The organism is Phenylobacterium sp. GW823-FHT02A09 (assembly GCF_058797775.1).
Map to the genome: position 1 here is coordinate 178,961 of NZ_JBXAJZ010000005.1, position 13,173 is coordinate 192,133.

Genomic DNA, 13,173 nt, shown 5'->3' on the forward strand with positions numbered 1-13,173 from the left:
GCGAACAACTCGCAATAAGGCACATATCATGCGCACCGCCAAGAAGACCCTGAGCTACAGCGTGATGCACCTGACGGTGGCGATCATCGTCGCCTATGCTCTGACCCGCGACTGGCGCGCGGCGCTGGCCATCGGGTTGATCGAGCCGATTTTCCAGACGATCGCCTTCGCGATCCACGAGCGTGTCTGGGCGCGGATCGGCGCGCCGAGCCCGGCGAGCGTAGAAGCCTAGAGGAGAGGTAACACCGATGACCAACACCGGACCCACCGCCAAGGACCGCAAGGCGGTCGCCGAAGGTCTCGCCAAGCTGCTGGCCGACACCTACGCCGTCTACCTGAAGACCCACGGCTACCACTGGAACGTCCGCGGCCCGAACTTCTCGCAGCTCCATGCGCTGTTCATGGCCCAGTACACCGAGATGTGGACCGCCATCGACGAGGTGGCCGAGCGCATCCGCGCGCTGGGCGAGCTGGCCCCGCAGGGCTACGGCGCGTTCGGCAATCTGTCCTCGATCAAGGACGGCGATCCCTCCAAGAACGCCGAGGAGATGCTGAAGGACCTGATCGCCAGCCAGGAGACCCTGGTCGGCACGCTCTACGCGATCCTGCCCGTGGCCCAGCAGGCGGGCGACGAGGTCAGCGCCAGCCTGATCTCCGACCGGCTGACGGCGCACGAGAAGCACGCCTGGATGCTGCGCTCCTCGCTCTAGCGCCGTCGTTCTAGGGCTTGGCGGAGGCGGATGCGGAACTGCGGCACGCAGACCGGTCCGCCTTCATCTCGCGCTCCATCACCGGCCGCACGGCCTTGGTCCAGATCGCATAGCCGGCGCTGTTCATGTGCAGGCCGTCGGCGACGAACAGGTCCTTCGGATGGCCGTCGGCGCCCATCATCTGCGGCGCCACGTCGATATAGACGAAGTCCTTGCGGCCCTTCATCTGCGCCTTGATCTTGGCGTTCACCGCGCTCTGGTCGGGGATCTGGCGCTCGCGCGCCTGCGAGGGCTTCAACGAGATGAAGTAGACCGGCGTCGAGGCGCCGAGCTTCTCGGTCTTCAGCTTCATGAAGCGCCCGAAGTCCTCGGCCACCGAGTCCTTCGACTCTCCCGCGTTGAGGTCGTTTTCGCCGGCGTAGAACACCACCGCCCGCGGCCGATAGCGCCCGACGACCTGGTCGAAGTGGGCGTTGACGTCCGAGATCTCCGCCCCGCCGAAGCCGCGGTTGAGCACGGGGATCGGGGCCATGTCCTGGCTCAGACTGCTCCAGAGCCGGATCGTCGAGGACCCCGTGAAGACGATCTTGCAGGGCGGCGGCGGCGCGGCCTTGTCCTGCGCGGCGAAGGCTTCCATCTCGGCGGTGAACCGGCCGCCTGCGGCGGCGGCGCTGGACGGACCCACGGCCAGGGCTGCAACGGCGGACAAGGCGATCAACCGAACCAGCATGGCGCTCACTCCCCCGAGGGCGTCCCGCGTTCTGCGAGCGGGACCATATGGCTAATGCTGGGAGATTGGCGCCGATTCATGGCGTCGGCCACGCTTGAAACGACAAAGGCGCTGCGGTCTCCCGCAGCGCCTTTCCGTTCCGAAGCCTGTAGGCTCCTAGAAGCGGTACTGGAATTCCACGCCGTAGGTGCGCGGGAAGTTCAGCTTCACGGTGCGGCGGTAGTCGCCGAGCGAGGTGAGGCTGGTCGGGGTGGAGCTCTGATAGGCCACCTCGTCGAAGGCGTTCTTCACGTAGCCGATGATCGTGAAGCGGTCCTGGCCGTCCTTCCACAGCGCCCGGAAGTCGACGATCTCGTTCGCCGGGGCGGTGTAGTTGGCCTGCGAGAAGACCGCAGTCTGCATGTCGTCGGTATAGGTGTAGGTGCCGCCGAGCGTCAGGCTGCCGGCGTCGAAGTTGAAGGTGTAGTTGGCGCCGAGGTTGAGCTTGTTCTCCGGCGTCATCGGCAGGCGATTGCCTTCCAGATTCTGGGTCCGGGCGGTCGCCGTGCCGCCGACCGGCTTGGCGCCGGCCTTCGAGGCGGTCGGGTCGTTGACGTCGACGAAGCAGCAGCCGTTGGTCACTTCCGCGTTGATGTACGCGTAGCTGGCGAACAGCATCAGGTTGTCGAGCGGCGCCCACTGGCCTTCCAGTTCGACACCCCAGTTGCGGGCGTCGAGGTTCAGGAACTGGGTGCCGGTGGTCGAGCCGCTGATCACGACCCGCAGCGGCGCCTGGAAGCCCTGATAATCGGCGTAGAAGATCGCCGAGTTCAGCTGGAAGCGGCCGCCGAAGGTCTTCTTCAGACCGACCTCGTAGTTGTTGACGTATTCCGGATCCGCGTACGGCACCGGGGTCAGGCCGTTCGAGGCGAGCCAGCCGCCCGACTTGTAGCCGCGGCTGTAGCGGGCGTAGGCGTTGGTGTCGCCGTCCGGCTGCCACTGGACGCCGAGCGTGCCGGTCCAGGCGTCGTAGTCGGCCTTGAGGTCGCGGATCAGACCGCCGCCGGCGGCTTCCCGCAGGTTGGCGTATTGCGGCAGGGCGGTGCAGGACGCGAGCGTGGCTCCGCCGCAGACCACGAAGGTGGTGAAGTCGAGCGCGACGCCCTGGCCGACGGCCGCCGGGATGCCGGCGAACTGCTGGAGTAGGGTCGTCGTCGTCGGGCTACGCGAGACGTAGCGCGCGAAGTCGGTGCCGGACTTCTCGTCGACCGAGTAGCGGAGGCCGGCGGTCAGGGTCCAGTTCTCGGCGAACTCGTAGTCGATTTGGCCGAACGCCGCGTAGGAGTTCACTTCCAGGCTGCCGTCGACGAACAGGTAGTTGCCGTTCGGGTTCGGCGCGGCCGGACGGCCGGTGGCCAGGCTCAGCGGCGCCTGCATGGCGGGATCGCCGAGCACGCGCAGGCCCTGCGGCTGCGAGTATTCCTGGTGGTACTGATAGAGACCGACGATCCAGTGCAGCGGGCCGTCCGAGTTGGACGACAGGTTGATCTCGTTCGACCACCACTTCTGCTTCTCGGTGTAGAAGAAGCGCTCGTTCGGCGAGACGTTGGTCGCGGTGTAGGCGCCGAACGGGGTCGCGGTCGGGATGCTGAACAGGCCCTGGCGGGACGAGCGGTCTTCGTCGCCGTTGGTGTTGTAGGTGTAGGCCTGATAGCCGGCCAGGTACTTCAGCGTCGCGCCGCCGAGATCCCAGGTCAGGTCGAAGTGCAGACGGTTATGGTCGGAGAGCTTGCCCTCCATCGTCTGGTCCATGTTGATCTTGTAGGGATCGTTGATGGACGGATTGACCCCGGAGTAGCCGAAGGTCGGGTTGTAGTAGAGCGCGCTGTTCTCGAGGCCGGTCGGCGAGCGGGTGTCGTAGGGCGTGATGACCGCTTCGTGGATGTTGCCGACGCCGTAGCTGTCGTCCCAGTCGAACTTCGTATAGCGCAGACGGGCGGTGATGTTCTCGCCGAGGTCGGCCTCGATCTGGGCTTCGACCAGGTAGCGCTTCAGGGCGCTGGTGTCGCCGCCGGGGCCGATGTTCTCGATGAAGCCTTCGTCGCGGCGTTCGACCGAGCCGCCGAGCAGGAAGCGCAGGCCGTCGGTGATCGGACCGGTGACAAGGGCGTCGGTGCGCCACGAGCCGTAGTTGCCGACCGCGCCGCGGACTTCGCCTTGGAACTCGTCGCTCGGACGCTTGCCGATGATGTTCAGCGCGCCGCCGATCGAGTTACGGCCGTAGAGGGTGCCCTGCGGGCCGCGCAGGATTTCGGTTCGCTCGATGAACAGCGACGGCGTCGACGAGTCGGCCATCGAGTTCGAGAAGATGCCGTCCGAGTAGAGCGCCACCGAAGGGTCGGTGCCGATCGCGTTGGTCAGACGGCCGAAGCCGCGGATCGAGAGACGGTCGTTGTTGGTGTAGGCGACGCTCGGCGTGACGCGGGCCAGATCCTCGACGGTCGCGACGCCCATCAGGTCGCGCTTCTCCGAGGTGTAGGCGGTCACCGCGACCGGCACGTCCTGCAGGCTCTGCTCCCGCTTTTCAGCGGTGACGACCAGTTCCTCGATGGTGAAGGCGTCTTGGGCCGCGGCCTGAGTCGCGGCGGACATGGCCGCGACGGACGCGCCCATGATGAAGAGACTGCGCAGACGCAGCGGTTGAAACATGTGTTACCTCCCAGCCAGACGCGGGCGTTTAGCCGCCCGTCGCGAGTGCTTAATGTCGTTAGGCTGGGTGTCTCGAACGCCGTTCGAATAGAGGGAAAAGCGCCACCGTCGAACTTTCGTCAGCCCTTGTGGCGTAAGGGCCGCGCCGCATCTGCCGCACGAATGTGCAATGCGGCAAAAGATACTGGTTATTCAAACACATGGGTCGCGCTCGCCTCTATGGCGAGCTGACGCTACGGCGCCCTGAGCGGCCGGGAAATCAGCGCTTCCAGCCCGAGCACGGCCGAATCCATCGTCGCGTCTTCCGGGCCCTGACCGGGCGAGCCGCGCGACAGCGCCATCGCCGCGATCCCGCGGCCCCACGCCCAGATCGCGTCGGCGATCTTGCCGGCGAGGTCGGTCGAATGCTGCTCTTCGAAGTCGGCGATGATGGCCGCGCGCGAGATGGCGCAGGCCTCGGCCTCGGCGGCGGCCACATCCTCTCGGCGGCCGGCGTCCAGCGCCTCATACATCAGAATGTAGAGCTCGGGCTTCTGGCGCAGGAAGGTCAGATAGGCGCCGCCGGTCGAGCGCAGCCCGCCCTCGTGCCCGTGCGACTCGTAGGCGTTTCGCATGGCGTCGGAGAGCTGGCGGAAACCGTCGACCGCCAGGCCCGCCAGCAGGGCGGCCTTGTCGGCGTAATGATAGTAGACCGTGCCCGGCGCCACGCCCGCCCGGTCGGCGATCGCGCGCAGCGACAGGCCGGCGCGCCCGCTCTCCTGCAGGATCTCGCGCGCTGCCGCCAGAAGTTGTCCGCGGACATTCCCCACGTGATAGGTGCGCCGCCGTTCGAGGCTCACCGCCGTCATGACGCCAATCTCATCACAAACATTGCGGCGGCCCGCCGCACTACGAAAGGCCGCACTCCCCGTCGACCAAAGTTATCGACGCTAACTTAAGGCCCTATCCGCGACGTTACGCAACGACAATCAAGTCAGGGCCGCTACCTTGGCTGGTAGTGCGACCAAAAGGTCAGACGGCGCCAGCCGCACCTGCAACCCGCGCTGGCCGCCGTTGACGAACACCATCTCGTGGCCGAGCGCGGCCTGGTCGATCACCGTCGGGACCTGCCGCTTCTGGCCGAACGGGCTGACCCCTCCCACCCGATAGCCAGTGACGCGCTCGGCGTCGGCGGGCTTCATCATCTGCGCCGACTTGCCGCCCGCCGCTGCGGCCAGCTTCTTCATCGCCACCTCCTGGTCGGAGGCCAGCACCGCGCAGACCGGCTTGCCGTCGACGAGCGCCATCAAGGTCTTGAGCACCTGGTCGGGACTGACCCCCAGGCTCTCGGCCGCCTGCAGCCCGACCCGCGGGGCGTCGGGATCGTAATCGTAGGTGTGCAGCTCGTAGGCGATCTTGGCCTTGTCGAGGGCGAGGGTGGCGGGGGTGGTCTTGGCCATGACCCGCTTTAGCGCCGGCGGCTGTCGCTGCGAAGCACCAGCTTCGCCGCGACCGGGGTTCGTTTTCGCCAAAGGCCGGCGCAGCGGCGACGAACACCGCCCCGCATCTAGGCGACGCAGGAAAATCGCCCATATGCTTCTGGGTATGGCGCGGAAATCGACCTCCGGGCGTTTCTGCTGAAAGGCCTCCAGGAGCCGTTCATGACCGCAGACCCGCGCAAGCTCGCGCCGCCCGCCAGCTCGGCCCTCGAATTGATCGGCGACACGCCGATGCTCGAGCTGATCGGCTTCGACACCGGGCCCTGCCGATTGTTCGTGAAGCTCGAGAGCGCCAATCCCGGCGGATCGATCAAGGACCGCATCGCCCGCTCGATGATCGAGGCCGCGGAGGCCGACGGCTCCCTGCAGCCCGGCGGGACCATCGTCGAGGCCACCGCCGGCAACACCGGCCTTGGCCTGGCCCAGGTCGGCGTCTTGAAGGGCTACAAGATCCTGCTGGTCGTGCCCGACAAGATGAGCCGCGAGAAGATCCAGCACCTGCGGGCGCTCGGCGTCGATGTGCGCATCACCCGCTCCGACATCGGCAAGGGCCACCCCGAATACTATCAGGACATGGCCCAGCGGCTGGCGGCCGATATCCCCGGCGCGATCTACATCAACCAGTTCGCCAACCCGGCCAATCCGAGGGCGCACGAGACCACCACCGGCCCGGAAATTCTGGCGCAGATGCAGGGCGATCTCGACGCCATGGTCGTCGGCGTCGGCTCGGGCGGCACGCTGACCGGCCTTGGGCGCTTCTTCGCCAAGGCCTCGCCGAAGACCAAGATGGTGCTGGCCGATCCGGAGGGGTCGATCCTCGCGCCCCTGGTCAACACCGGCGAGACCATCGAACCCGGCTCCTGGGTGGTCGAGGGCATCGGCGAGGACTTCGTCCCAGACAACTGCGACCTGTCGCTGGTCTCGCGCGCCTACACCATTCCCGACGCCGAGAGCATCGCCGCCGCGCGCCTGATGCTGGCCAAGGCCGGAGTGCTGGGCGGTTCCTCGTCCGGCACGCTGCTGGCCGGCGCCCTGCGCTACTGCCGCGAGCAGACGGAGCCGCAGCGGGTCGTCACCCTGGTCTGCGACACCGGCGCCAAGTACCTGTCGAAGGTCTACAACGACAGCTGGCTGGCCGAACAGGGGCTGACGCAGCGCAGCCTGCACGGCGATCTTCGTGACCTGATCGTGCGCTCGGCCACCAACGGCGGCGCGATCGTGGTCGGCCCGCAGGACACGCTGCTGACCGCCTACAACCGCATGCGCCAGGCCGACGTCAGCCAGTTGCCGGTGCTCGACGACGGGCGGCTGATCGGTCTCATCGACGAGAGCGACCTGCTCGAGGCCATCGAGGACTCCAAGCCCGACAAGCGGTTCTCCCAGCCGGTGGCGACGGCGATGACCGCCAAGCTCGACACCCTGCAGGCTGATGCGCCGCTCGACGCCCTGCTCCCAGTCTTCGAGAAGGATCAGGTGGCCATCGTTCTGGATGGCCGCGAATTCGTCGGGCTGATCACCCGCATCGATCTCATCAACTATCTGCGGCGGGCTGCGTGACCCAGGACAACACCGGAAAGAACCGCTTGGAATTCTCCACGCGGGTGATCCATGGCGGCCAGTCGGTCGACCCGACCACCGGGGCGGTGATGCCGCCGATCTACGCGACCTCGACCTACGCCCAGACCAGCCCGGGCGAGCACAAAGGCTTCGAGTACTCGCGCAGCCAGAACCCCACCCGCTTCGCTTTCGAGCGGGCCATCGCCGACCTGGAGAGCGGGACGCGGGGCTATGCCTTCGCCTCCGGCCTGGCGGCGATCTCCACCTTCCTGGAGGTGCTGGACGCCGGCTCGCACGTCATCGCCAGCGAGGATCTCTACGGCGGCTCGTTCCGGCTGTTCGACAAGGTTCGCCGGCGCACAGCGGGGCTGGAGTTCAGCTTCGTCGACATGAGCGACCTGGCGGCCATCGAGGCGGCGATCAGGCCCAACACCAGGCTCCTGTGGGTCGAGACCCCGACCAACCCGCTGCTGCGACTGGCCGATCTGGAGGCGATCGCCCAGCTCGGCAAGCGCCGCGGCCTGCTGACCGCCGCCGACAACACCTTCGCCAGCCCCTATGTGCAGCGGCCGCTGGAGTTCGGCTTCGACGCGGTCATGCACTCGACCACCAAGTATGTCTCGGGCCATTCCGACATCGTCGGCGGCGCCCTGGTGGTCGGCCGGAACAAGGACCTCGCCGACCAGGTCGGCTTTCTGCAGAACGCGGTCGGGGCGGTGTCGTCGCCGTTCGACTCGTTCCTGGCCCTGCGCGGCGTGAAGACCCTGGCCCTGCGCATGCAACGCCACTGCGAGAACGGCATGGCGATCGCCCGCTGGCTGGAAGGCCGGCGCGAAGTCGCCAAGGTCATCTATCCGGGGCTGGAAAGCCATCCGCAGCACGAGCTGGCCCGGCGGCAGATGAGCGGCGGCTTCGGCGGCATGATCTCGGCGGTGCTGGACCGCGATCTCGGCGGCACGGTGCGGATGCTGGAACGCACCCGGCTGTTCACCCTGGCCGAAAGCCTCGGCGGGGTGGAGAGCCTGATCGAGCATCCGGCGATCATGACCCACGCCTCGATCCCAGCCGAGACGCGGGCCCGGATCGGGATCGCCGACGGACTGATCCGCCTATCGGTGGGGATCGAGGACGCCGGCGACCTGATCGCCGACCTGGAGCAGGCCCTGGGCGGCTAGTGTCCCTGGTGAGCGGCCTTGTAGGCCGTGTCCCAGGCGACGAACTCGGGGCCGTCGATCTTGCCGTTCTTGTCCTTGTCGGCCTTGGCGAACTCGTCGGCAGGCAGCTTGTAGGCCACCCACTCGGTCTTATCGATCCGGTCGTCCTTGCTGGTGTCGGCCGGGTGGATGAAGCGGCCTTCGGTGGCGAAGGCCATGCCGGTCGAGCCCGCGAGGGCGGCGGCGGCGAGGATGAGGCTGGTCAGACGCATACGGGTCCTCCTGTTACGGAGGCGGAGGCTGGCCACGGCTCATGGCGAAAATGAGCCGCGGCCGAGGCCCGCGTCAGGCCATCGCCAGCGCCCGCCGCCGGCGCAGCGCCCCGCCGGTCAGCAGGAAACCGGTGATCAGCATCGCCCAGGTCGAGGGCTCGGGCACCGCCGCCAGGTAGATTTCGCGCGTCGAGAACCCGCGCCCCGACCCGACGACGTCGTAGTCGATGTTCCAGCCAATGGCGTCGAAGGCCGCCAGGTCCAGCGATGAGACCTTGCCCATCTGCCCGTAGGCGACGGTCGGGTCCATCATGCCCAGCGACGGCAGGCCGGGAATGTTGTCCTTCCAGTGCGAAGCCTGCCGCCCGTCGCCGTTGTACGAGCCGGTCGAGAAGTAGCCGCCGTCATAGGCCGTCTGCCCGTCGATCGAGAAGAACGGGTTCCCCCCGACCGACCAGTCGAGCGCCGTCCCGTCCGGCCCGGCGCTGTAGCGATAGAGGTCCAGGACCGAGGCCACCGCATAGTCGTTGAGGTTGAGCAGACCGAAGTCCGGATCGTTGGTCAGCGGCCCCTTCGGCGCGCCGAGGATGTCGTAGATGTCCACGCCGCTGACGAAGCCCAGGGCATGGCCGATCTCGTGAACCGCGACCCCGATGAAGTCGATGGAATCGGCCGCGATCCCGTCGTTGGGATTGAAGTCGAACTTGAACTGGTTGCTGAACTCGATGCCGCCGTCCGCCGCGTCGCCGAAGCCCGTGAACCCCAGGGCCTTCAGGTTGGCGGTGTTGGCGTCGAGGAAGCTGTTATTGGCCCCGAGGTCGGTGTCGAGCACCCGGGTCGCGGTGTCGACGCCCTCGCCGCTCGGCAGCTTGTAGCCCGAGGTCAGCACGTCCAGCGCGCCGTAGCCGTAGGCTCCCGGATTGAGCACCGGCAGGTTGGCCCCGGCGACGGCGTCCAGTTTCGAATTGCCCACCGCCTGGATCTGGCCTTGGACGACCTCGATCGGCACGATGGCCGAGCTGCTGAGGGTCTGGCCCAGGATGTTGGGGCCGAGCGCCCTGAACCCGACGTCCAGCTTGATCGTCACGTCGTTGGTGAGCCGCTTGCTCCAGAAGTCTGCGGCTATGCTGAAGCCCTTGTAGGCCGCCGTCCCCTCCTCGACCCCGCCGAGATTGTTCAGGATGATCTGGGCGGCCGAAGCTGGGCCGGAAAACGCCGCGAGCGCCAGGGCGGCCGCGGTCGATACGAGTACCTTCCTCATGACATCGCTCCAAGACACAGGTGTCGGAGCGCGTCGGCTGCGCCTGCCCCCGACAGATGGTTAATCTGCCGGGAGCGGATCACACTCATAGTTGAGCCACAACAAATTTCTATTGTAGCGCTTACGCTTAGCTGCGCCGGAGCCTAGTCGACGCGCGTTCCCTTCGGCGGCGTCAGCTCGGTCGGCGGCCACTTGATCCCGAGTTGGTCGAGATAGGTCGGGTAGCGCTCGGCGTCGTAGTAGAACGGCGCCATCTGCGGTCTGAACTTGGCCATCACCTCGGTATTGATCTCGATCGGCGGCTTGTCGTCCGGGCCGATCATCGGGACGTACTTCTGGTCCTTGGTCTGGACGTTGACGAAGTAGTCCTTGGCCTGGCGGCGCAGCTCCGGCTTGGTCAGCACGTCGACCATGGTCATCGCCACCACCTTGGAGCCGGCGACTACGCCCTTGTGGGCGATCGGCGTGGCCATCGAGATGGCGTTCGACCAGTGGTGCCCGGGCAGGTCGGGGATGTTCGACGGATAGACCACGGTGATGGTCGGCAGCGTCCACGAGATGTCGCCGATGTCGTCCGAGCCGCCGCTTTCGGGCTTCTCGACCGGCGGCGCCATCTTGTCGAGCTCGGTCGCTAGCCCCTTCTCCTTGGAGCCCAGGTTCTTCTGCACCGCCTTGGCGAAGGTCTGCTCCTCAGGCGTCCACTTCGGCAGACCGATCTTGTCGATATTGGCCTTGGCCGCTTCCGCCAGCGGGCGGTTGAAGTGGCGCGGCGCGGCCGTGCCCAGCACCCGGCGTTCCATGGTGGTGTCGGTCATCTTGGCGGCGGCTTCGGCGATGGTGTCGCCGATCTCGAAGCTCTTCTTGATGCCGTCGAAAGTCTGTTCGCGGAAGTAGTACCAGACCGTGGCCTTGGACGGCACGACGTTGGGCTGGTCGCCGCCGTCGGTGATCACGTAGTGCGAGCGCTGCTCGGGCCGCAGATGCTCGCGGCGCATGTTCCAGCCCATGTTCATGAGCTCGACGGCGTCCAGCGCGCTGCGCCCGCGCCAGGGGGCGCCGGCCGAGTGCGCCGACGCGCCATGGAAATTGTACTCGACCGACACCAGCCCGGTGCCCGAGGTCGCGCCCCAGGCCGTCGCCAGGTTCGAGCCGACATGGGTGAAGATCGCCACGTCGGCGCCTTTGAACACCCCGTCGCGGACCATGTAGGCCTTGCCGCCCAGCAGCTCCTCGGCGACGCCCGGCCACAGCATCAGCGTGCCGGCGATGTTCTGCTTCTCCATCAGGTCCTTGACCGCCAGGGCGGCGACGACGTTCAGCGCCTGGCCTGAGTTGTGGCCCTCGCCGTGGCCCGGCGCGCCCTCGACCAGCGGATCGTGCCAGGGCACGCCCGGCTTCTGCGAGGCCTTCGGGATGCCGTCGATGTCGCTGCCCAGCACGATGACCGGCCCGCCTTGGCCGTGCGTCCAAGTCGCCGTCCAGCCGGTCGGCAGACCGGCGACGCCGCGCTGGATGGTGAAGCCGTTCTTCTCCAGCACGCCGGTGACGTACTTCGAGGTCTCGACCTCCTGGAAGGCCAGCTCGCCGTAGGAGAAGATCTGGTCGTTCATCTGCTGGGCCAGCTTGGCCCGGCTCTCGACCCCGGCCACGGCCTGCGCCTTCAGGCCCGCCACCTTGCCGGCCGGAACCCCCTGGGCCAGCGCCGCCGGCGCGACCGAACACAGCAGACCAGCCATGGCGGCCGCCGTCATCAACGCACGCATACAAATCCCCCCAACACATCCGTTCGCCGACAAGAGGCGCCAGAACGGTCCCGCTGGGAAGCCCCCAGGTGTTATGGATCCCCTCGCAAATAGCACTTGCTCCTACAGCCGCTGTAGGATGCACAGGCTGCACCATGATCGGGCGAAGGCTCATGGACGACTGGCGAGGCGCCGGGGCGATGCTCGCCCTGCTGGCGACCCTGCTGTTCGTGATGTTGGCCGCGCCGAGCCACGCCGAACCGCTCGCCGACCTCGCAGCGCCGGTCGCGGCCACCGCCCACCACGCCGGCGACGGCGACCCCGACGCCGCCCATCATGCGCCCGGCGCCCACTGCGCGACCCATTGCGCCGGCCATGTCGCCCCGCCGGTGCCGGTCATGACCGAGCTCGACGCCCATGGCGGCTCGCAAGGCCGCCGACGTCCGGCCGACGACGCCGATCACGCGACCCTTCGCTCGGCGCCTCCGACTCGGCCTCCCGCAGCCTGACGGCTTCGCGCCAGCGCGCGCTTCCGTCCTGTCTGTTTCCGGAGATCCCAATGCCTCCCCATCACGCCCGCCTGGCGGCCCTGTTGGCCGCGGGCGGCCTGGCGTGCGCCGGCCCGACCCTGGCCGCGCCCGCCCCATCCTTCCAGGACCTGCTGGCGCAGTCCGCCCAGGCGCCGCGCCGCGCCGAGAGCCAGGCCCAGGTCGCCGCCGCCCAGGGCCGCCTCGACCAGGCCGGCGCCTGGCGCAATCCCGAGCTGTCGCTCGACGTCGAGAACTTCGCGGGCAAGGGCCCGATGCAAGGTTTCGACTCCGCCGAGACCACCCTGTCGCTTAGCCAGACCCTTGAGCTCGGCGGCAAGCGCGGCGCGCGCGTCGACGGCGCGCGCAAGGACCTCGACTTGGCCCGCGCCCGCGACGCTCAGACCCGTGCCGACTACGCCGCCGCCCTCGCGGTCGCTTACGCGGAGGCCGAGGCTGCGCAGCTGCGCGCCGGCCAGGCCCGCGAGCTGTTGGACGCCGCCCAGAGCGACGCCCGCGCCGCCGACCTGATGGTCGAGGCCGGCAAGGAAGCGCGCCTGCGCAGCCTGCAGGCCCAGGCCGACGCCCAGTCCGCCCAGGCCGGGCTCGACCAGGCGCTGGCCGCCCGCGACGCCGCCCTCGGCCGCCTTTCGGCCCAGGCCGGCTCGACCGAGACCTTCGACTCCCTGACCTCCAGCCTGCTGTCAGCCGACGCCGCCGTCGACGCCGAGCCCGCCGACACCCCGGCGGTGCTGGCCGCCCGGGCCGAGCGCGACAGCGCCGCGGCCAAGGTCCGGGTCGAGCAAGTGCAGTCCCGTCCCGACCTCACCGTCTCGGCCGGCGTCCGCCGCTTCGCCGGCGACGACTCCACCGCCATGGTCGCCGGGGCGGCGCTGCCGTTGCCGTTGTTCGACCGCAACCGCGGCAATACGGCCGCCGCCCGCGCCGAGCTGACCGCGGCCGAGGCGCGGCTGGCCCAGGCCCGGCTAGATGCCGCCGCCGACCTCGCCGCCGCCCGCTCGCAGGCCCGCAGCGCCCGCGCCCAGGCCAGCGC

General features: G+C 68.2%; 13 protein-coding genes. 6 read left to right on the forward strand and 7 right to left on the reverse strand.

Going from position 1 to position 13,173, the window contains the following annotated elements; genetic code table 11:
• Positions 1–28: 28 nt before the first annotated feature.
• Positions 29–232, forward strand: coding sequence for a DUF2061 domain-containing protein (locus tag AC1Q87_RS20965; protein WP_492610771.1), 204 nt, complete (start codon positions 29–31; stop codon positions 230–232).
• A 16-nt stretch (positions 233–248) separates the two neighbouring features.
• Positions 249–710: a Dps family protein gene (locus AC1Q87_RS20970; protein WP_492610772.1), complete on the forward strand. Its 462-nt coding sequence runs from the start codon at positions 249–251 to the stop codon at positions 708–710.
• A 10-nt stretch (positions 711–720) separates the two neighbouring features.
• Here AC1Q87_RS20970 and AC1Q87_RS20975 read toward each other — a convergent pair whose 3' ends face one another.
• The 4 genes from AC1Q87_RS20975 to ybaK form a co-directional block, all read right to left on the reverse strand.
• Positions 721–1,440 (reverse strand): GDSL-type esterase/lipase family protein, encoded by a 720-nt coding sequence (locus AC1Q87_RS20975; protein ID WP_492610773.1) that lies wholly within the window; start codon positions 1,438–1,440, stop codon positions 721–723.
• Positions 1,441–1,596: 156 nt separating this feature from the next.
• Positions 1,597–4,128 carry a TonB-dependent receptor gene (locus AC1Q87_RS20980; protein ID WP_492610774.1) on the reverse strand — a complete coding sequence of 844 codons (2,532 nt, stop codon included), beginning with the start codon at positions 4,126–4,128 and terminating at the stop codon, positions 1,597–1,599.
• Between the two features lie 233 nt (positions 4,129–4,361).
• Positions 4,362–4,976 (reverse strand): TetR/AcrR family transcriptional regulator, encoded by a 615-nt coding sequence (locus AC1Q87_RS20985; protein WP_492610775.1) that lies wholly within the window; start codon positions 4,974–4,976, stop codon positions 4,362–4,364.
• A gap of 120 nt (positions 4,977–5,096) precedes the next feature.
• Positions 5,097–5,567 carry a Cys-tRNA(Pro) deacylase gene (ybaK, locus tag AC1Q87_RS20990; RefSeq protein WP_492610776.1) on the reverse strand — a complete coding sequence of 157 codons (471 nt, stop codon included), beginning with the start codon at positions 5,565–5,567 and terminating at the stop codon, positions 5,097–5,099.
• Between the two features lie 201 nt (positions 5,568–5,768).
• Here ybaK and AC1Q87_RS20995 point away from each other — a divergent pair, with 201 nt between their 5' ends.
• Together AC1Q87_RS20995 and AC1Q87_RS21000 are read left to right on the forward strand one after the other, a co-directional pair.
• Entirely contained in the window at positions 5,769–7,163 is a 1,395-nt protein-coding gene (locus tag AC1Q87_RS20995; RefSeq protein WP_492610777.1) for a pyridoxal-phosphate dependent enzyme, read from the forward strand.
• Entirely contained in the window at positions 7,160–8,338 is a 1,179-nt protein-coding gene (locus AC1Q87_RS21000; protein WP_492610778.1) for a trans-sulfuration enzyme family protein, read from the forward strand. Before AC1Q87_RS20995 ends, AC1Q87_RS21000 begins: the two co-directional genes overlap by 4 nt.
• On the opposite strand, the gene AC1Q87_RS21005 is transcribed toward AC1Q87_RS21000, so the two are convergent.
• The 3 genes from AC1Q87_RS21005 to AC1Q87_RS21015 form a co-directional block, all read right to left on the reverse strand.
• The gene (locus tag AC1Q87_RS21005; RefSeq protein ID WP_492610779.1) at positions 8,335–8,589 is read right to left on the reverse strand and encodes an EF-hand domain-containing protein; all 255 of its coding nucleotides are present in this window, start codon (positions 8,587–8,589) and stop codon (positions 8,335–8,337) included. The two genes, AC1Q87_RS21000 and AC1Q87_RS21005, sit on opposite strands and share 4 nt — an antisense overlap.
• Before the next feature lie 73 nt (positions 8,590–8,662).
• On the reverse strand, positions 8,663–9,850 hold the full coding sequence (locus AC1Q87_RS21010; RefSeq protein WP_492610780.1) for an NF038122 family metalloprotease: 1,188 nt from the start codon (positions 9,848–9,850) through the stop codon (positions 8,663–8,665).
• Between the two features lie 143 nt (positions 9,851–9,993).
• On the reverse strand, positions 9,994–11,613 hold the full coding sequence (locus tag AC1Q87_RS21015; protein WP_492610781.1) for an amidohydrolase: 1,620 nt from the start codon (positions 11,611–11,613) through the stop codon (positions 9,994–9,996).
• Between the two features lie 152 nt (positions 11,614–11,765).
• Between AC1Q87_RS21015 and AC1Q87_RS21020 the strand changes: the two genes are divergently transcribed.
• Together AC1Q87_RS21020 and AC1Q87_RS21025 are read left to right on the forward strand one after the other, a co-directional pair.
• Complete coding sequence (locus AC1Q87_RS21020; protein ID WP_492610782.1) at positions 11,766–12,101, forward strand: hypothetical protein; 336 nt, start codon at positions 11,766–11,768, stop codon at positions 12,099–12,101.
• Between the two features lie 50 nt (positions 12,102–12,151).
• A partial coding sequence (locus tag AC1Q87_RS21025) for a TolC family protein (RefSeq protein ID WP_492610783.1) occupies positions 12,152–13,173 on the forward strand: 1,022 nt, incomplete at its 3' end.